Genomic DNA, 19,875 nt, shown 5'->3' with positions numbered 1-19,875 from the left:
TATTTAGAAATACTTGACAATTATATTTAACATAATTAAAATAAAATCAAAATGAAAATACAATTCTTAGGACAAAATTGTTTTTTGTTCACATACAAGGATAAGACTATTTTAAGTGATCCTTTTTATAATTATAAAAAAGCAGAGTCCGGATTTGATATTTCTGCCCAGAAAATCGATTATATCCTGCTGACCCACGCTCATGGTGATCATATAGCAGATGTGGCGGAAGTTTTGGAATATCATCCAGAAGCTACCGTTATCGGGGTGCCTGAAGTGTGTGGATACTTCAAGGCTGCAAAAAACAAAGATGATGTGAACTTAGGAGGATCGGCAAAAATCGACGATCTTAAAATTTCCATGGTTCCGGCTCACCATACTAGTTCTTTCCCTGATGGAAGCTATGGAGGTGTTCCTGTGGGATATATTTTCAGATTACCTGAAGGTAAGAATATTTATCTGGCAGGGGATACAGGGGTAATGGCAGATATGGAATTATTTCCAAGGCTTTACGGAAATATTGATTTGTCCATTTTACCAATTGGAAGCCATTATACAATGTGCCCGAGAAAAGCGGCCTTTGCAGCATCTGAATTGCTAAAAACACCAAAAGTAATAGGATGTCATTTTGATACTTTCCCGGCTATTGAAATAAATCATGAAAGTGCCTTAAAACATTTTAGTGATAAAAATGTAGAGCTTGTTTTACCGAAATTGGGAGAGGAGTTTGAATTTTAAACTAAGGGAAATAAAAAATGGCAAGCTACCTACATCACACCGCTACGACCGATTACCTTTGCTGTGTTCCCACCCTGGAGGATTCTCAGGAGCTGGTTGTGTAGGACTTGCCGGTGCAAAGATAGGAATTAATTATAAATTTGAAAATAATATTACAGAAAAATGAACGAAAAAAAGCTTTACTGGTGCTAAATTGCTGAAATTTAGGGTAATAATTTTTCTGAAATTTTTCTAAAAATAAGAATATGACGAAAAGTCCATCCACTATAGGAATTATACTATTTATCGCTACAATGATTGTTTTTTTTTGTAGCATACTACTTCTTCTCAGGAATTCATTATTTTGATACATCCCTCAAAATCAATGCTTTCGTATTGCCTGTTATTTATGCAGGGGGAGCATTCTGGTCTGTTAAATCACGTTGGAACACCCATAAAATGGGTTTCAGAGAAGCTTTCAAGAGATCTTTTGTGCCCATGTTTATTGGTGGAATTCTTTCCATATTTAGCATTTACCTGTTCCTGAATTTTGTTGATACAGATGCTAAAAAACTGTTAAATTACCAGTATGTTGAAAGACAAAAATCTGAATTAGATTCTGAATATCAGTCTGCAGGAAAGATTTTGAAACATCAGAAAGACATTGATGAATTAGATCAAAAATACAAAGAGAGAAGTCAAAGCTTTTCTCCACAAGCTGTAAAAGGAAAAGATATGCTTACTGCAAGTCATTTTTCAGGATATTTTGCAGCAATTCTTATATTTTACGTAGTTTTGTCCCTGTTTTTCGGAGCGTTTTTCAGAACAAAAACGATTCATCAATAAATCTTTATAAAAATTAAATGAACTTATCTATAATTATTCCGCTACTTAATGAAGAAGACTCTCTTGAAGAGCTGTTTTCAAGGATTGATCTGGTTTGTGCAACGAACAATTTATCCTATGAAATCTGGTTTGTAGATGATGGAAGTACGGATTTGTCCTGGAGCATTATCGAAAATCTCAAGGTACAGCATCCACAGATTCATGGAATTAAATTTTCCAGAAATTATGGGAAATCTCAGGCATTGCATGCAGCGTTTGAACGAGCACACGGAGATGTGATCATTACAATGGATGCTGATTTACAGGATTTTCCTGAAGAGATTCCTGATCTTTATAAAATGGTCGTTGAAGATAATTACGACATTGTTTCAGGGTGGAAAAAGAAACGATTTGACAATGTAATGACCAAAAATGTTCCGTCTAAACTTTTCAATGCTGCTGCTAGAAAAGTTTCAGGAGTGGAGCTGCACGATTTCAATTGTGGTTTGAAGGCATATAAAAAACAGGTCGTTAAATCTATTGATGTATATGGAGATATGCATCGATACATTCCAGTTCTGGCTGCGAATGCAGGATTCAAAAGGATTACGGAAAAAGAAGTCCGTCATCAGGCCCGGCCTTACGGGACTTCCAAATTTGGTACCGAAAGGTTTATTCGGGGATTTCTGGATTTAGTAACACTTTGGTTTGTAAGCCGTTTCGGAGGAAGACCTATGCATTTTTTTTGGAGCGGTGGGAACCACTATGTTTATTTTTGGATTCCTTTCGGCATTTTGGCTGGGTGTTTCGAAATTAATTGATGTCTCCAGGGGAATTTACGGCCACCTGATTACCAATAATCCATGGTTCTTTATTGCTTTAACCATGATGATTATGGGAACATTGCTTTTTATTGCCGGCTTCTTAGGAGAAATGATCATCAGGACTAATAGAGAACATAAGAACTACAATATTGATGAAGTGATATAGTATGGAAAATAATCTGCCAAAAATATATTCTAAAAAGGCCATTTTCGGTTTTTCTGTTTTGATGTCAACTCTTTTTGGGGGTATTTTATTATATCAGAATTTAATTGATATTAAGAAGAAAAGAGAGGCTTATATTGTATTGGGTCTTTCCATTTTAATAACAATAGTAACTATAGTTATAGTAAATATTCCGGAAGAACCGAAAAGCTCACTTGCTTATGTCTTTGGTGCCGCTGGAGGAGGTTTGCTCTCATATTATTTCGTTCCCAACTATTTTCCGGATGAAGAACATTATCCTAAAAAAGAGATTTGGAAGCCTTTGATCATTGCAGCTATCATAACAGTATCTTTTGTTGGCTTAATTATTTATGCTGGATCACTTGAAAATACTTAATATAATGTGATATTTTTCCATGAATAAGAAGAGTTGTTTGAACTGCGGTTATACAATCTCCGGTGAGTTTTGTGCTCATTGCGGACAGAAGACCGACACAACAAGAATAACTCATATCTCACTTATTAAAAATGACATCTTAGGATCCATCTGGCATGTAGAAACCCGTTTTTTCAAAACAATAAAGAGTATTTTGTTTCGGCCCGGAAAAACAGCAATGGATTATATAGCAGGAAAAAGAATCAGATATTACAACTTTATTTCGTTGTTGCTGATTCTTTTTAGCTTTAATGTACTGACCTTACATTTTTACGAAAAATTTGCAACGAAAGAAGCAATTCCTGAATCTTCTGAAGTAAGGACTTTTTTTGCAAGATACTCCAAAACAATCCTCTTTATTATTATCCCAATGCTCGCAGTTAACGCTTTTTTTATTTTTAAAAAGGTAAAATTGAATCTTGGAGAGCATTTTATCCTTGGAACAGTAAGTCTTTTAGGAATTTTAGTTATATTTTTGCTAGATGATATCGTAAGTTTTATGGGTTTATGGAAGCCTTTATCAAAAATTACTGATATTGCTGATAAAATTTTATTCGTTCTTTTTATTCTCTTTCCTGCAATCACTTATTGGAATGCTTTTAAAAAATCATACTCAAAACCAGGTTTAATGGTGAGAGTATCAATTCTTTATGTGGTAATGGGAATAGAAAGTCTTGCAATAATTTCTGTTTTATATAAAATATTTTAAGTAAGTATGAAAAATATATTGTACATATTTGTGCTTGTAGCCGTAATTTCTTGTGGAAAAGTTTCCCCCAAAGGAAATATTGAGAGAAAAGATGTGGATGTTTCTGAATTTGTCAACCTGGACCTTAACGGGAAGTTTAGGGTATTTTATGCGAGAGGTCCTAAAAATTTTGTTGAAATAGAGACTTATCCAAATGTTGCCAATAACTTAGATGTAGATGTGAAAGACAAAACTCTTTCAATAAAAGAAAAAAGAGGAACAAAGGGAGTTGATTTTTATAATGTGACCATTTATTCAAAATATAATCTTGAAAAAGTTTCCATTTCAGATTCTGTAGAAATGAATATTTCGAGTGAAATAAAAACAGATAATTTTAAGCTTAATTTAAAGAATAACGCTACATTTATGGGTTCAGTGAACACAAGAAGAGCGGAAATAGAGATGGTGAACAGGAGTAGAGCCAATTTTTTAGGAGAAACTAAAAATGCAGTAATAAAGATTTCTGATACGGCTAGCCTGATTGCTCCGTATTGGAAAATCACCAACCTGAATATTGATTCTAAAAACGGGAATTATGCTGAAGTTAATGTAAAAGATTCTCTTAAAGGACATATTCAGAATACAGCAAAGTTTTTATATTATAATGATCCTATCCGCGCTTTCAAAATTGATAAAACAACAAAGGTTGAAAATAAGACGCTATAATAGAAGCTGAAAGTTAGGAGAGCATGTAATTGTTTATAAAAAAGAATAGAAAATATATTTCTGAATAAAGTTGTAAAGAAATATATACAGAAATGCAATAAAAGAATAATAAATATACGCTGCAAAAGTTGATATGGAGACAGCTGAAAGGCCTCCGACATCAGACTTCCAGCTTAAATAAGATACAAATATGACAACATTAGAAAAAGCGAAACTTTGGTTAAGTGAAACGTTTGATCAGGAAACGAGAGATGCTGTGAAATTATTAATTGATAGTAATTCTCCTGATCTGGAAGATTCTTTTTACAGGGAACTGGAATTTGGGACCGGAGGTATGAGAGGAATTATGGGGGTTGGAACGAATCGTTTAAATAAGTACACTTTAGGTCAAGCTACACAAGGACTTGCGAACTATATGTTAAAGCAATTTCCCAATGAGGAAATTAAAGTAGCTATCGCTTATGACGTTCGTCATAATTCCAAAGAATTTGGAAAACTGGTGGCTGATGTTTTAACGGCTAATGGAATTAAGGTATTGCTTTTTAAAGATCACAGACCTACGCCGGAATTGTCTTTTACCGTTCGTGATAAAAAATGTAACGGGGGTATTGTACTTACGGCTTCTCATAATCCCCCGGAATATAATGGATATAAAGTATACTGGAATGATGGAGCTCAAATTGTTCCGCCTCATGATGAAGCAATTATCAATGAGGTGTATTCTGTGAAATTTGATGAAATTAAATTTGACGGGAACGATGATCTTATTGAATGGATCGGGGCAGAGCAGGATGATGTTTATATTGATGCCTGTATTGAGAATTCCACGTATCAGAATGTTGGAAAAGAGAACCTGAATATTGTCTTTACATCCATTCACGGAACAACTTATACAACGGTTCCGAAGGCTTTGGAAAAAGCAGGATTCAAAAAGGTGGATCTTGTAAAAGAACAGATGATTCCTAGCGGAAACTTTACTACTGTAGCTTCCCCGAACCCTGAAGAGCCTGCTGCATTGGAAATGGCAATGGATCTTGCAAAAATCACCAATGCTGATATTGTGATTGGAACAGATCCGGATGGTGACAGATTGGGAATTGCAGTGAGAAACCTTGATGGAGAAATGCAACTGCTGAATGGTAATCAAACCAATACTATTCTTACGTATTATATTCTAAATGAATGGAGAAAACTGGATAAGATTACTGGAAAAGAGTTTATTGGTTCTACGATCGTTACGTCAGATATTTTCTTTGATATTGCCCAAAAATTTGGGGTTGCCTGTAAGGCAGGTCTTACTGGGTTTAAATGGATCGGAAAAATGATCCGTGAAGCTGAGGGAAAAGAAAAGTTTGTTTGCGGAGGAGAAGAAAGCTTTGGTTTTATGACCGGGGATTTTGTTCGTGATAAAGATTCTTGTGGAAGTATTCTTTTGGCGTGCGAAATTGCAGCATGGTGCAAAGCCAATGGCAGAACGATGTATCAATATATGATTGAGATATATCAGGAGACAGGAATGTACTATGAGGGATTGGTGAATCTTGTCAGAAAAGGTAAGGACGGAGCTGAAGAAATTCAGAACATGATGAAAAATTTCCGAGAAAACCCTCCAAAAGAAATCGCGGGGTCTTTGGTTGAAGATATTAAAGATTTTAAGGAACAAACCCATTTTATTGTTTCTAAAAATGAAAAACAGGTTATGAATGAGATTCCAAAATCCAATGTATTGATTTACTATACTCAGGATGGAACTAAAGTTTGTATAAGACCTTCCGGAACAGAACCAAAGATCAAGTTTTATATTTCGGTAAAAGATATGATTACTTCCGAAGCTGATTTCAGAGATAAATTAAAATCTTTGGATGAGAAAATTGATCAGGTAAAAGCAGATCTTAAACTAGACTGAAAATGAAAGTTATAAATTTGGTTTATACATTTATGAATGAGAGTATTAGGAAAGAGCTCTCTAATTAAAAACAAAATTTATAACTTATACTTAATAACATATAACATTAGTCAAAAACAATAAATATTTAAATAAAGTGAAAGTTTCAAAATTAGCGGCGAACCTGATTGGTTCTGAAATTGTAAAAATTGGTAATGAAGTAAATGATTTAAAGGCAAAAGGAGCGGAGATAGCCAATCTTACTATTGGTGACCTGAATTCTAATATCTATCCGATACCTGCAAAATTAAAGGAGGAGATTCAGAAAGCTTATCAGAATAATCTGACGAATTATCCGCCTGCAAACGGACTTTTATCTTTAAGAAATGAAGTTTCAAAAGATCTTAAATCAAGATGGAATCTGGAGTATTCAGCCAATGATATTTTAATTACTGCAGGATCTAGACCTTTGATTTATGCAGTGTATAAGACGATTGTAGATGAAGGTGATAAAGTTATTTATCCTATTCCTTCTTGGAATAATAATCACTATGCTTATCTTACTTCTGCAGATGCTATTGAGGTGAAGACAACTCCTGAAAATAACTTTTTACCTACTGCTGCTGATCTTAAACCTCACTTAAGTGGTGCTGTTTTATTAGCGCTTTGTTCGCCATTGAACCCAACAGGAACGATGTTTACAAAAGACCAGCTTTCTGAAATCTGCGAACTCATCATCGAAGAAAACAAAAAAAGAGGCGCTGATGAAAAGCCTTTATATCTGATGTATGACCAAATTTACTCGAATCTTACTTTTGATGCTAAACATTATGATCCCGTTTCTCTATTCCCTGAAATGAAAGACTATACGATTTATATTGATGGGATCTCAAAATGTCTTGCTGCAACAGGAGTGCGTGTAGGATGGGGGTTCGGGCCATCTCATATTATCGATAAAATGAAAGCTTTGCTTACACACGTAGGAGCTTGGGCACCTAAGCCGGAGCAGGAGGCAACAGCTAAATATTACCAGAACTCTGAAGATGTAAATACTTTTGTTGATGAATTTAAAGGAAAACTGGAAGAAAGCCTTAAAGTTCTTCATAAAGGAATCCAGGATTTAAAAGGCAAAGGATTAGCCGTAGAAAGCATTGAGCCTATGGGAGCCCTTTACCTTACGATCAAGTTGGATTATATCGGAAAAACGAAACCGGATGGGAACACTATAGAAAATTCATCTGATCTTGTTTTTTATCTAATCAATGAAGCGGGTGTAGCTTTAGTTCCTTTCTCTGCCTTCGGAGAAGAAAAATCTGAACCTTGGTTCCGTGCTTCTGTAGGAGGATTAGCAGTAAACGAAATTGAAGTAATGATGCCAAAATTAGAGCAGGCATTAAGCAATTTAAAATAAAATAAATACCCGCAATCAGTTGTTGTAATGAACTTTTGTTTCTGTTGAAAGTCTCATGAACCGGATAGCTGATTGCGGGTATAAAAAAAACACAAAGTGAAAAAAATTAAATGGCTGTTATTACCCATATCAGTAATGGTATGGTCGCAGAAAAAAGACAGCACCATCGAAAAATCGTTAAAATCACAGAGCTATATTCTCAAAGACGGTTCTGTGCGAACCTATCATAAGCCTAAGCTTTTCGAATTTATTACCAGGGCCCCGAAAGATTTTATAGATACTAATAAGGACTTTGTTGCAAAGGATCATGCTTATTACTTAGGAGGTGCAATAGCAAGTACTTTGGTGCTTATTCCATTCGATCAGAAATTGATTGATAATTCAAGAGAACTGGGTGAAAAATGGGGGATGAGTGCCGATAATAATTACAGTAAAATCGGAGGAGTTATAAAAATACCGAAAAATATCGGCTCAGGTTTATATCTCATCGGTAATGGCTCTGCAGTTGTATTGTTAGGGATAGGTTTTGCGACGTATGGTTGGATAAAAGATGACTACAGGGCTCAGGCAACCGCCAGTGGTTTAATGGAAAGTTTATTGCTTTCCGGTGTTTTTTCACAAACAATAAAAAGGATTACAGGCAGGGAAAGTCCGTTTATAGCAATAGAAAAAGGTAATTCCGGAGGACACTGGACTCCTTTTCCAAGCTTTGCAGCTTTTGCTAAAAATACATCAAGTTATGATGCGATGCCATCGGGACATTTAACAACATTTATGTCGGCTATTACAACGATTGCAGATAATTATCCTGATGCAGTATGGATTAAACCAGTAGGATATACATTGGCAGGAGCGATGGCTTTTCAGATGATGCAAAGCCAGGTTCACTGGGCATCGGATTATCCTTTAGCCTTGCTCATGGGATATTTTATAGGGAAAACCATTTCGAAAAACAGATATACAGTTTCAGGAGCAAGTACAGGAAAAGTAAAATATAAATTGAATTTTATTGCTTCTACGAATCTAGGCTATAATATGGTGGGAGTAAACGTTTCTTTTTAAGAAGAAGTCCATATTTTGCTTATATTTAAAAAAAAATTAAAATAATAAGAATCGTTCAATGAAGATCATAGCAGTTATTCCCGCCCGTTACGAAGCAAGCCGGTTTCCCGGAAAATTAATGCAGATTTTAGGTGGTAAAACAGTAATTACGACCACCTATCAGAATGTTCTGGAAACGGGTTTATTTGATGAAGTTTTTGTAGCGTGTGATTCTGAGATTATTTATGATGAGATTATTAATAATGGAGGAAAGGCCGTAATGACCGGGCAGCATGAAACAGGAAGTGACCGTATTGCGGAGGCAGTTCAGCATATAGATTGTGATATTGTGATCAATGTGCAGGGTGATGAGCCTTTTTTAAAGACAGAACCTCTAAAACAGCTGATTGAAGTTTTTAAAGAAGATCATAATCAGGAAATTTCATTAGCTTCTCTGAAGATAAAGCTGACTGAAAAGGAGGAAATTGAAAACCCAAATAATGTGAAAGTTATTACCGATAATAATGGTTTTGCATTATACTTTAGCCGCTCAGTTATTCCTTACCACAGGGAGATCTCGTATGCTGTAGATTATTTCAAGCACATTGGAGTATATGCATTCAGGAAGCATGCACTGCTGCAGTTTTCTAAACTGGAAATGAAACCTTTAGAAATTTCGGAAAAAATAGAATGTATCCGTTACCTGGAATATGGGATGAAAATTAAATTAATAGAGACCAACTTTATTGGAGTTGGAATTGATACACCTGAGGATTTGGAAAAAGCAAGAAAATTGATCAACTAAATTGCCAACAGGCAAAAAGGAAGAAGGGCTGAATTGCTAAATAGCAAATTTGTAAAATTGTTAAATGAGTACGATTTTACATTTTCACAAATTTGCTTTCTTACAAATTCGCCTTATATTTGAATTATAAATTGAATTAATGAAGAAATTACTCTTAGTATTCGTACTGATTTATTCACAAATTACTTTTGCACAGACCGCTAAGGAAATTATCGATAAAAATATTGAACTATCAGGCGGACTGACAAATTGGAAGCTGTTAAATTCAGTATTACTTCAAGGGAAAGTAATTTTGGGGATCAAAGATGAATATCCGATAAAAATTTATCAGCAACGCCCGAATCTCACTAAAACAGTTCTTACCATTAATAATAAAGAAACTGCGATTGAAGGCTATGACGGAAGTAAAGGATATGCAATGAACTATGCCACAAATAAAGTTCAGGAATATCCGAATTATATTCCCGAAAGTTTTGATAATGATTTCATTGACTGGGAGAATAAAGGTTTTGAAGCTAAATATCTGGGAAAAGAGAAAGTGGGAGATATTTATTGCCATAAAGTAGAATTAACAAAAAATGTCAATAAAAATTTCTATTATTTTGATACCAATACCTATATGCTTCTTAAGGAAATAAAAAAAGATGAAACATTAACGTATTCGGAGTATAGAAAAGTGGGAAATCTATTAATGCCTTTCAGAATTGAATCTTCAAGCCCTAAAAAAGATGGGGATTTTGTAATGCAGATCAATAAAATAGACGTCAACAAAGTTTTTCCTGCCAATATCTTTAAATTTTAATAGTCTATATAAATAACGCAGTGAAAACTGCCACTAATCATATTACTCATGAAAAAGATCTTCTTATTGCTACTTTCTTTTGTAGCGTTCTTACAGAGTTGTACCAACCAAAAAAGTGAAATTTCTAAAGCTAAAACCAATGAACTTATGGGAAAAACAATATATGATTTCAAAGTAGAAAGCCTTGATGGCAAAGAGATCAATTTTGCAGACTTTAAAGGGAAAAAGATCCTGATTGTAAATACGGCTTCGGAATGTGGATTTACCCCTCAATATGCGGATCTGGAAAAAGTTTATGAAGAATATAAAGATAAATTGGTAGTAGTGGGTTTTCCTGCCAACAACTTTGGAGGTCAGGAACCGGGAACCAATACCGAGATCGGTGCGTTTTGCCAGAAAAATTATGGGGTAACTTTTCCATTGGCTGCTAAAGTTTCTGTAAAAGGGGATGATACAGCACCTATTTTTAAATATCTGACAGAAAAAGAACTAAACGGAGTTAAGAATACTACGATCCTTTGGAACTTCACTAAATTCCTGATCGATGAAAACGGTAAATTAGTAGATAGCTTTGTAAGCACTACGAAGCCAACTGATCAGGCGATTACAAAATATTTTAAGTAAACAAAAAAAGTATATTTTTACAAAGTGGGTGTTTTCACCCACTTTTTTTATATGGTTAAATAAATAAAAACGTAACTCATGAAAAAGATCATTTTTGCGCTTTGCATTCTAATTTCTTTTATATTAGGATTTGCCTTTAAATCTGCTACTGATGGCAATGAGGACCGTCTTAAAAGAGTAACGGGGATTGGTGGAATTTTTTTTAAATGTAAAGATCCTAAGAAAATGAGAGAATGGTATAGCGATCACCTGGGGCTTCGCACCAATGAATATGGGGCGGTATTTGAATGGTACCAGGGGGCTGATAACTCTAAAAAAGGATTTAGCCAGTGGAGTCCTTTCAGTGAAAAAACAAAATATTTTCAACCTTCAGAAAAAGACTTCATGATCAATTATAGGGTAGAACATCTTGAAAAGCTGGTTGCAGAGTTAAAAAAAAGAAAATGTAACCATCGTGGATAAGATCGAAAGTTATGAATATGGAAAGTTTGTACACATCATGGATATAGAAGGAAACAAAATCGAGCTTTGGGAGCCTAATGATGTTGAATATGAAAAATTAGGGAAAAGTATGAACAGTAAAACGACGAAATAAAGTCTGAGCTTCGGCTCAGACCAGAAAATATCAGTTTATCACCTCAAATTATTATCTTTCTCTAACCTCTAACCTCTAACCTCTAACCTCTAACCTCTAACCTCTAACTTCTAATCTCTAATTTCTAACCTTTCATTCATTTGTTTTCTCAGCAAAACAAAATATATTTCCCAGTTTTATACTGGAATACCCATAGCTTTTGATTTTAGAAGAATTGATCATGGCTTTGGCTAAAATATGAGTTGGCAATGGCTTCTGGCTTTCCAGAAGTCCGATTTTGTTGGCAAATTTTATAATTCGGCTTCCGAGAACTTCTCCCGTTCTGTCAGAATCCTTTCTTTCCAGCATGCCAGGTTTAAAGATGGTTATTTTATTAAAATGCAGTTGCTTAACAGCTTCTTCAAGCTCGCCTTTCATTTTGGAGTAGAAAATTTTAGATTTAGGATTTGCCCCGTATGCAGAAACAAGAATGTAGTCATCTACATTGTTTTCCTTCGCAGCTTTTGCAAATTCATACTGATAGTCGAAATCTACTTTTCTCTGGGCTTCTTTACTCCCAGCTGTTTTCAAAGTGGTTCCCAGGCAGGAAAAAGCAACATCACCTTTTACTGCTTCTTTCCATTCTTCCGGTGCATCAAAGTTTACGATGTGAACGTTTAATTTATCACTCCTGATATCAAGAGGTTTTCTGACAAATACATCAACTTCATCGAATTCCTTATCGTTAAGTAATTGATTGACTAAATCTTTACCGGTAGCACCTGTAGCGCCAATTACCAAAGCTTTCATAATAAATGTGATTAGTGATGATGTTGTGAACTTTTCTTTCCTACCTAAATTTACTAAATTTGAAATTAATAATAAAGATTAAAAGATTAAAAGATTAAAAGATTAAAAGATTAAAAGATTAAAAGATTAAAAGATTAAAAGAACTTGATAAACACTAATTTTGCACTTTCAACTATCAACTATCAACTATCAACTACTAAACTCTCATTTTCATCTTTTAACTAATAACCCATTAAAACAATCAGCTATTAAAAATGGATGCCAACGAAATATTGGATTACTGTCTTGCAAAAAAAGGAGTCACAGAAACTTTTCCTTTTGACAATGAAACGCTTGTGATGAAAGTAGGAACGAAAATGTTTTTATTAATGGGACTGGAAAGACAGCCCTTAGCAATCAACGTAAAGACCGATCCTGAATGGAGTGCCGAACTTCGGGAGCAATATCCGCAGATCACAGGTGCTTATCACATGAATAAGACCCATTGGAATTCAGTTTCTTTGGATGGGTTAAAAAGAGATCTTATTTTTAAAATGATTGATCACTCCTATGATCTTGTTTTCTCTTCATTAACGAAAAAATATCAAAATACCATTAATAATTTATAAACTAACTATGAGGAAAGTACTAATTTCCGCTATCTACTTTTTATCAGTCAGTGCCTTTGCACAAACTCAGGAAGAGACTAAAACATGGAATCTTTTATTGAATAATAAAAGAGAGGAGGCCAGAAATTTTTATGATAAAAATTTAAAAGACAAAAAGCTAAATGGTTTTGAATCTTTATTTTTAGATGCTTTAATAGATGAGGAATTGGGGGAAATGTCTTTTGATGAAACATTTATTAAAAATTTCGTTAATTTCAAACTGGATGAAGCCTATTTGTATCCTATTTTCAAAAGAAGATTTGTATTGGGAGATAATGAAAGATCAGGATTGGACGATAATTCTTATAAGAAAATAGATTTTTTAGCTCAAAATGAAACCTATGCAAATACAGTTACTATTTTAGAATATAAAGCGACCCTAGACAGGATAAGAAATAACTACAAATCCGCCGATGAAGCTTTAGCAAGAATAGGCAGGATCGATAAATGGCAGTATGCAGGTGTTTTTGAAAATCTTAACGGAAGCGGTTTGTACAACGAATATGATCCGGAATCTTATGCGAAAAATGATAAACTTTTCAATGCTAATAGCTTTGGAAATGTAGGGTGGTATAATAAGAAACTTCCATCAAATGATGGATTTGAGTTTTTTATTAACGAAATAGAGTATGGAAGAGGAATTATGTATGCCCAAAGTTTTGTAGAAAATCCTACAGAAAGGAAAATTTTGCTTGAAGTAGATACAAACACTGAATTCAGACTGTTTTTAAATGATTCTGAAATACTATCAAGTACAAATGACGGATATACAAACCTAGGAGCACATTTGGTAGAAGTAAATCTACCTAAAGGAATGAATAGAATTATGTTAAAATTTGACATGAAGAACTCTAAGAATGCCTTTATGGTGGTGCCTTTTGATCTGAATTTTAATAAAATTTCTGACCTTAAATATTTTGATACTTTTAAGGATTATCAGAAAACCCCACTTAATCAGTTACAAGCTAAAGAAGTTCCTTTGAAATTTGAAAAAGCTTTAAAAGAAAAGCTTAGACAAACTCCAAATAGTTTTTTTTATAAATATTTATTAGCCTCAGCCTATCTTAGTAATTTTCAAAATGAACAAGCGAAAGAGTTGATTGATGAATTGTTGAAATCTTACCCTAAGTCTTCTCTTATTCAATCTCTGTTTACAATCTATTATACGAATGTAGAAGATGATAAAAAAGTCAATGAAGTTTTTAAAAATATTGAGTTAATGATCCTGAATACTATATAGTACCGATGATCAAAATGGTAGAAAGCGAAAAGTTTGAGAGTATGTCTATCGAGGAACTTGAAAAGTACAGGAACATTTTATATAAAACAAAAGCAAAACCATTAGGCGAATTTTTTGATGTTGTAATTGCAATGAGAAATCGTGATGTTGTTAAAGCAAAAATGCATATTGCAAACCTTAAAAAGTATTTTGCCAATAATGAGAAGTTTTTTACAGTTTTTACAACATTAGAAGATTTTGATAAAAAGGATCAAAGCTCGACCATTAAAAAAACTTGAAGAAGTATATGAAAAGAAGAATAGTAATGATGTAATGTCAACTTTATATTCTTACTATGAAAAAGCAAATAGGATAGAAGATCAGAAGAAAATTTTAAAGAAATATATTGAACTGTATCCTACGGTAAATTCTTTCAGATCACAATATTTAGGCATTTTAGATGGAGATTACCAGAATCCTGAATATGCTACTGAATTAGAAAATGCTTTAGAAAACTTTCCCTATTCTTATTCAATCTTAGCTACAAAAGCAGATTATTTGGCAAAAGTAAATAAAAAACAGGACGCTATAAAATTTGCAAAACTTTCCCTTTCTCATAATACGGAAAATGAACAAATGCATAAGTTGTTAAGGGATCTTGATAAAACCCAGGATGAAATTACACAAGTATCTAAAAAGGAATTGTACCAACTTATCAGTGAACGCAGAAATAATGGGATAAAAGGAAAAAAGGGAGTTACAACACTTTTGGATGAGTACATTGTAAATGTATTTGCAGAAGGGGGACTCAAAAAAAGAAGTACATATGTTTATGAAATTACTTCGGAAAAAGGAATTGAAGAATTGAAAGAGTATTATGTTGATTATGATGATGATGTAATAAAATCTGAAATTATTAAGCAAAATGGAAGTATAATTCCGGGAGAAAAATCCGCAGATGAGATTGTATTTACAAATTTATCAGTAGGAGACGTAATTCTTATTCAAAAAGAAAGCTTGGAAAGAAATGGAGGACGATTCTCTAAAGATTTTAACCTAAGTTCTTATTTTGATTCTGAATACCCTGTGGTAGAATCTATTTTTACTGTTATTACTCCTGAAAGTCTAAATTATCAGGTAAAAAGCAATAATAAAGAAGTAACGTCTACGAAGAAGAAAATTGGGGATAAATTATTCCAGACATGGAAATTAGATAATCTTCCCGAAGTAGATCTGGAAGAGTATTATGGTCCAAGTTTCTATGATTCGACTATTTCGGTAACAGTGAATTCAATTAAAACATGGCAGGAAATAGCTAAATGGTATGCTGATCTGATCCAAAAAAGTGTTGTTTCAGACAAAGTTGTTGAGAGATCTTTTAAAGAAATTTTTCCTGCAGGAACTTCAGGAATGAATGATATGGTAAAGGCTGAGAAAATCTATAACTATATTGAAAAAAACATAAGTTATAGTTCAGTCGACTTCCGTCAAAGTGGGTATATACCTCAAAAACCATCTAAAACACTTTCTACTAAATTAGGGGATTGTAAAGATCTTTCTACTTTGTTTTTGATTTTAGGAAATCAGGCAGGATTGAAGTCAAACCTTGTATTGGTTCAAACTAATGACAACTCCTCTCAGCGTCTCTTATTGCCCAATCTTAGTTTTAATCACTGTATAGTAAAAGTTAATCTTGACGGAAAAGAAACTTTTCTCGAAATGACAGGAAAATATTTACCTTTTAACTCTGCAGTTAAACTTAATTATAATGCAAAAGCTCTTGTTATTGATAAATCGAATACATCCACAGATCTGATCAGTTTATCGAGCGATAATAATGTTAAAAGTGTTTTTAGAACAGTTAGTGACGTTACAATTAATGGAGACAATCAGAACTTTTCTACAAAACAGTATGTAATGGGAGAAACGAAAAGTTATTTTAATGAATTTTTTCAAGATGATCAAACAGATGATTACAGGAAGAAAAGTATGGAGGAACAATACGGTTCTGTGCTTGATAAGATCATTAATGTAACAACTGTGAAGCTGATTGATGGAAAAGACCTAACGTCAAAACCTCTTAGTTTTGAAGTACAATTTAGTATTAATGATAAACCTCAGTCTGTTGGAAGTTTAAAGATTATGAAGATTCCTTTTGTGACAAAACCATTTACAAAGGAAGTTGTAGCAACAGAAAACAGAAATACAGATATTCAATATACCAAATATGAAAAACATAACGAATATGTAGAAGAAGTGTATCTCAATATTCCGGAAAGTATGAAGTTCATTGAAATTCCGGAAAATAAAACACTGACTTATAATAATTTTAAGTATTCGATTAATTATGAATTACAAAAAAATAACAAATTGAAAATTACCCGGACAGCCAATACACCTTGGGATAATATTAAAAAAGAACAGTATCCGGAATTTAAAAAATTTGTTGAAGATTCAGTAAATACGGAAAATCAAATTTTAGGATATAAATAAATCAAAAAGAAAGCTTACAAATTTTGTAAGCTTTTATTATTTTTTAAAATCAAATTCTTCAGTAAGTCTTTTATCTTCATCCAATCTTTCGATCAATTTTTCAAGACCTTCGAATTTGATTTCATCATGAAGAAAATCCCTGAATTTTACAGTGATCTCCTGATCGTAGATGTCCTCGTTGAAATTTAGGATATACACTTCAACCGTTAGTGCGTCGCCGTTTACAGTAGGATTGGTTCCTATACTGAGCATTCCTTTATATGGCTGTCCTTTAATATAAACTTCAACAATATATGCTCCTTTTTTAGGCAATAACTTAATAGATTCGGTACTAATATTAGCGGTAGGATAGCCAATAGTTCTTCCTATTTTCTTGCCATGAACTACTTTTCCTGAAACAGAGTAGGAGTAGCCAAGCATTTCATTAGCTTCTACAATATTTCCCGCTAAGAGAGCATTTCTGATTTTGGTAGAACTTATATTATTTTCGTGGATATTGATGGCTTCCATTTGTTCCACTTCAAAATCCAATTCTTTAGACAGTTTTTGGAGAAGTTCAAAATTTCCGCTTTTATTTTTTCCAAAAGAGTGGTCGTATCCTATAATAAGGTATTTTACATTCAGCTTATCTATAAGGATCTGGCGAACAAACTCTTCTCCTGTAAGATTTCTGAATTCTTCATCAAATTCTTTTAAAAACAAATTATTGATCCCATATTTATCAACCAACAATTTTTTTTTCTTCCAGGGTATTTAAAAGTTTTAAATCTTCATTGGGATTAAAAACAAATCTTGGATGTGGCCAAAAAGTAAGGATAGCAGTTTCCAACTGGTTTTCTGCCCCTATTTTTTTTTAGTTCATCAATAATGCATTTATGTCCCAAATGTACCCCGTCGAACATTCCTAAAGACAGTGCTAAAGGCTTTTGCGCGGAATAGTCATTAAAATTCTTGAAAACTTTCAAAACGGAAAAAATTTGACTGCAAATATAAAACCTTTAAAATTATCTATTATTATATAGTAAGAGTTATTTTCAATGAACAATTTCGATAATTTGCAGTCTGAGAATTGTTGTCAATTTTAATTTTTGTGAATGAATAACAGTATAAATTATCAATTGTTAAATTTTAATCAGCCTGTTTGAGATTTTTAACAGTGAATTTTGTACCTGAATTTTGATTTCCGATTCTGTTCATCTGATCAGAAAAGCATGATAAAAATCTTTTTTTTACCAATTGTGGGTTTATGAAGAATCATTATATTTGCACCAAGAAAAAATTTAGCAATGGCAAACCAAATTAAAGGAAAAATTTCTCAAATTATTGGTCCGGTAATCGACGTAGTTTTTAATAATGTGGAAGCAGTTCCAAGTATTTATGACGCGTTAGAAATTACTAAAGGAAACGGTGAAAAAGTAGTCTTAGAAGTAGAACAACATATTGGTGAAGATACGGTAAGATGTATCGCAATGGATGCTACAGATGGTCTTACAAGAGGTCAGGAAGTAATCGGATATGGAAATCCTATTACAATGCCGATTGGTGAGGCTGTAAACGGAAGACTATTCAACGTTGTTGGTGATGCTATCGACGGGCTTCAGAATATCTCTAAAGAAAATGGATTACCTATCCACAGAGAAGCTCCGAAATTTGATCAGTTGTCAACTTCTGCAGAAGTTTTATTTACAGGTATTAAAGTAATCGACTTAGTTGAGCCTTATGCAAAAGGAGGTAAAATTGGATTGTTCGGTGGTGCCGGTGTTGGTAAAACAGTATTGATCCAGGAGTTGATTAATAATATTGCAAAAGGACACGGAGGTCTTTCAGTTTTTGCCGGAGTAGGTGAAAGAACGAGAGAAGGAAATGACCTTTTGAGAGAGATGTTGGAATCAGGAATTATCAAATATGGTGACGATTTCATGCACTCTATGGAAAATGGTGGTTGGGATCTTTCTAAAGTAGATTTAGAAGCGATGAAAGATTCAAAAGCTGCATTCGTTTTCGGACAGATGAACGAGCCACCAGGTGCAAGAGCGAGAGTAGCCCTTTCTGGTCTTACATTAGCTGAGTACTATAGAGATGGAGGAGAAAGTGGACAAGGTAGAGACGTTCTATTCTTCGTAGATAATATCTTCCGTTTTACACAAGCTGGTTCAGAGGTATCTGCACTTCTTGGACGTATGCCATCTGCGGTAGGTTACCAGCCGACGCTTGCTTCTGAGATGGGAGCGATGCAGGAAAGAATTACATCTACTAAAAACGGATCCATTACTTCAGTACAGGCAGTATATGTACCTGCGGATGACTTAACTGACCCGGCTCCTGCAACTACATTTGCTCACTTGGATGCAACTACAGTACTAGATAGAAAAATTGCTTCTTTAGGTATCTATCCGGCGGTAGATCCATTGGCTTCTACTTCAAGAATCCTTGCACCGGAAGTTATCGGAGAAGAGCATTATAACTGTGCTCAGAGAGTAAAAGAAATTCTTCAGAGATACAAAGCTCTTCAGGATATCATTGCGATCCTTGGTATGGAAGAACTTTCTGAAGAAGATAAATCTGTTGTTTACCGTGCAAGAAAAGTTCAGAGATTCTTGTCTCAGCCTTTCCACGTTGCTGAACAGTTTACAGGTATCCCTGGTTCATTGGTAGATATTAAAGACACCATCAAAGGATTCAACATGATTATGGATGGAGAACTTGATCATTTACCAGAAGCCGCTTTCAACTTGAAGGGGACTATCGAAGAAGCTATCGCAGCAGGACAAAAAATGTTAGCTGATAACGCTTAATAAGTTAGACATGAGATATCAGATACTAGACATGAGACTTTAAAGGTTGTCTGAAATCTGAGATCTGAAATCTTTTAATCTAAATTAAAATGAATATAAAAATTTTAACACCAGAATACGTAGTTTTTGAAGGCGAGGTAAACTCTGTTTTACTTCCGGGAAAAAATGGTGAATTTCACATCATGAAAAACCACGCAGGAATCGTTTCTTCATTAATTAATGGTAAAGTAAAGCTGTTTGTGAATTCTGTCGATGAAGCTTATGCCAAGAACCTTACCAGAGAGAATGAAAAAGATTCTGTTTTTTCTTATTCTATCAAAAGCGGTGTTGTAGAATTTAATCATAATAAAGGAATTATCCTTTGTGAGTAATTAAATGAAAAGCTAAATA

At 33.8% G+C, this 19,875-nt stretch carries 20 protein-coding genes, 1 other RNA gene and 2 pseudogenes; 20 read left to right on the top strand and 3 right to left on the bottom strand.

Features of this window, described 5'->3' with window-relative positions; all coding sequences use genetic code 11:
• Positions 1-51 precede the first annotated feature (51 nt).
• On the top strand, positions 52-738 hold the full coding sequence (locus ACJ5H0_RS03885; RefSeq protein WP_411247407.1) for a metal-dependent hydrolase: 687 nt from the start codon (positions 52-54) through the stop codon (positions 736-738).
• A 15-nt stretch (positions 739-753) separates the two neighbouring features.
• On the opposite strand, the gene ffs is transcribed toward ACJ5H0_RS03885, so the two are convergent.
• An RNA gene (gene ffs / locus ACJ5H0_RS03880) (signal recognition particle sRNA small type) lies at positions 754-851 on the bottom strand.
• 184 nt (positions 852-1,035) lie between these two features.
• Here ffs and ACJ5H0_RS03875 point away from each other — a divergent pair.
• From ACJ5H0_RS03875 to ACJ5H0_RS03815, 13 genes and pseudogenes are all read left to right on the top strand, one after another.
• Positions 1,036-1,563, top strand: coding sequence for a DUF4199 domain-containing protein (locus tag ACJ5H0_RS03875; RefSeq protein WP_411247403.1), 528 nt, complete (start codon positions 1,036-1,038; stop codon positions 1,561-1,563).
• A gap of 17 nt (positions 1,564-1,580) precedes the next feature.
• Positions 1,581-2,532: pseudogene (locus ACJ5H0_RS03870) on the top strand (glycosyltransferase family 2 protein).
• 1 nt (position 2,533) lies between these two features.
• Positions 2,534-2,926 (top strand): hypothetical protein, encoded by a 393-nt coding sequence (locus tag ACJ5H0_RS03865; RefSeq protein ID WP_411247400.1) that lies wholly within the window; start codon positions 2,534-2,536, stop codon positions 2,924-2,926.
• Between the two features lie 37 nt (positions 2,927-2,963).
• A complete protein-coding gene (locus tag ACJ5H0_RS03860; protein WP_411247397.1) occupies positions 2,964-3,674 on the top strand; it encodes a DUF3667 domain-containing protein in 711 nt (236 codons plus the stop codon).
• 6 nt (positions 3,675-3,680) lie between these two features.
• The gene (locus ACJ5H0_RS03855; protein WP_306612496.1) at positions 3,681-4,379 is read left to right on the top strand and encodes a GIN domain-containing protein; all 699 of its coding nucleotides are present in this window, start codon (positions 3,681-3,683) and stop codon (positions 4,377-4,379) included.
• Positions 4,380-4,569: 190 nt separating this feature from the next.
• A complete protein-coding gene (locus ACJ5H0_RS03850; protein ID WP_411247391.1) occupies positions 4,570-6,285 on the top strand; it encodes a phospho-sugar mutase in 1,716 nt (571 codons plus the stop codon).
• A gap of 136 nt (positions 6,286-6,421) precedes the next feature.
• Positions 6,422-7,675, top strand: a complete 1,254-nt coding sequence (locus ACJ5H0_RS03845) for a pyridoxal phosphate-dependent aminotransferase (protein WP_273648159.1) — start codon at positions 6,422-6,424, stop codon at positions 7,673-7,675.
• A 96-nt stretch (positions 7,676-7,771) separates the two neighbouring features.
• Positions 7,772-8,737 carry a phosphatase PAP2 family protein gene (locus ACJ5H0_RS03840; protein WP_411247388.1) on the top strand — a complete coding sequence of 322 codons (966 nt, stop codon included), beginning with the start codon at positions 7,772-7,774 and terminating at the stop codon, positions 8,735-8,737.
• Positions 8,738-8,795: 58 nt separating this feature from the next.
• Positions 8,796-9,521, top strand: a complete 726-nt coding sequence (gene kdsB / locus ACJ5H0_RS03835) for a 3-deoxy-manno-octulosonate cytidylyltransferase (RefSeq protein ID WP_411247385.1) — start codon at positions 8,796-8,798, stop codon at positions 9,519-9,521.
• 139 nt (positions 9,522-9,660) lie between these two features.
• Entirely contained in the window at positions 9,661-10,323 is a 663-nt protein-coding gene (locus ACJ5H0_RS03830) for a histidine kinase (RefSeq protein WP_411247383.1), read from the top strand.
• A gap of 48 nt (positions 10,324-10,371) precedes the next feature.
• A complete protein-coding gene (locus tag ACJ5H0_RS03825) occupies positions 10,372-10,947 on the top strand; it encodes a glutathione peroxidase (RefSeq protein WP_172278374.1) in 576 nt (191 codons plus the stop codon).
• Positions 10,948-11,025: 78 nt separating this feature from the next.
• The gene (locus tag ACJ5H0_RS03820) at positions 11,026-11,409 is read left to right on the top strand and encodes a VOC family protein (protein ID WP_411247381.1); all 384 of its coding nucleotides are present in this window, start codon (positions 11,026-11,028) and stop codon (positions 11,407-11,409) included.
• Entirely contained in the window at positions 11,402-11,542 is a 141-nt protein-coding gene (locus ACJ5H0_RS03815) for a VOC family protein (protein WP_411247380.1), read from the top strand. Before ACJ5H0_RS03820 ends, ACJ5H0_RS03815 begins: the two co-directional genes overlap by 8 nt.
• A 132-nt stretch (positions 11,543-11,674) precedes the next feature.
• Here ACJ5H0_RS03815 and ACJ5H0_RS03810 read toward each other — a convergent pair whose 3' ends face one another.
• Positions 11,675-12,331, bottom strand: coding sequence for an NAD(P)H-binding protein (locus tag ACJ5H0_RS03810; RefSeq protein ID WP_172278370.1), 657 nt, complete (start codon positions 12,329-12,331; stop codon positions 11,675-11,677).
• A gap of 254 nt (positions 12,332-12,585) precedes the next feature.
• On the opposite strand from ACJ5H0_RS03810, the gene ACJ5H0_RS03805 reads away from it, so the two are divergent.
• The 4 genes from ACJ5H0_RS03805 to ACJ5H0_RS03790 are packed head-to-tail and all read left to right on the top strand — an operon-like array spanning position 12,586 to position 16,690.
• Positions 12,586-12,939: an MmcQ/YjbR family DNA-binding protein gene (locus tag ACJ5H0_RS03805; protein WP_273648154.1), complete on the top strand. Its 354-nt coding sequence runs from the start codon at positions 12,586-12,588 to the stop codon at positions 12,937-12,939.
• Positions 12,940-12,946: 7 nt separating this feature from the next.
• Positions 12,947-14,218, top strand: a complete 1,272-nt coding sequence (locus tag ACJ5H0_RS03800) for a hypothetical protein (RefSeq protein WP_411247379.1) — start codon at positions 12,947-12,949, stop codon at positions 14,216-14,218.
• 41 nt (positions 14,219-14,259) lie between these two features.
• Positions 14,260-14,496, top strand: coding sequence for a hypothetical protein (locus tag ACJ5H0_RS03795; RefSeq protein WP_411247378.1), 237 nt, complete (start codon positions 14,260-14,262; stop codon positions 14,494-14,496).
• A complete protein-coding gene (locus tag ACJ5H0_RS03790; protein WP_411247376.1) occupies positions 14,456-16,690 on the top strand; it encodes a DUF3857 domain-containing protein in 2,235 nt (744 codons plus the stop codon). Before ACJ5H0_RS03795 ends, ACJ5H0_RS03790 begins: the two co-directional genes overlap by 41 nt.
• A 36-nt stretch (positions 16,691-16,726) precedes the next feature.
• On the opposite strand, the pseudogene ACJ5H0_RS03785 reads toward ACJ5H0_RS03790, so the two are convergent.
• Positions 16,727-17,655 (bottom strand): annotated as a pseudogene (locus tag ACJ5H0_RS03785) (bifunctional riboflavin kinase/FAD synthetase).
• Between the two features lie 321 nt (positions 17,656-17,976).
• Here ACJ5H0_RS03785 and atpD point away from each other — a divergent pair.
• Positions 17,977-19,485, top strand: coding sequence for a F0F1 ATP synthase subunit beta (gene atpD, locus ACJ5H0_RS03780; RefSeq protein WP_172278364.1), 1,509 nt, complete (start codon positions 17,977-17,979; stop codon positions 19,483-19,485).
• 89 nt (positions 19,486-19,574) lie between these two features.
• Positions 19,575-19,856: a FoF1 ATP synthase subunit delta/epsilon gene (locus tag ACJ5H0_RS03775; RefSeq protein WP_172278362.1), complete on the top strand. Its 282-nt coding sequence runs from the start codon at positions 19,575-19,577 to the stop codon at positions 19,854-19,856.
• The last annotated feature ends 19 nt before the right edge of the window (positions 19,857-19,875 follow it).

It is taken from the genome of Chryseobacterium proteolyticum (genome assembly GCF_046591535.1).
GTDB classification, from domain to species: Bacteria; Bacteroidota; Bacteroidia; order Flavobacteriales; family Weeksellaceae; genus Chryseobacterium; species Chryseobacterium proteolyticum.
The sequence above is the reverse complement of the archived record's forward strand: the minus strand, read 5'-3'. Positions and strand labels throughout refer to the sequence as shown.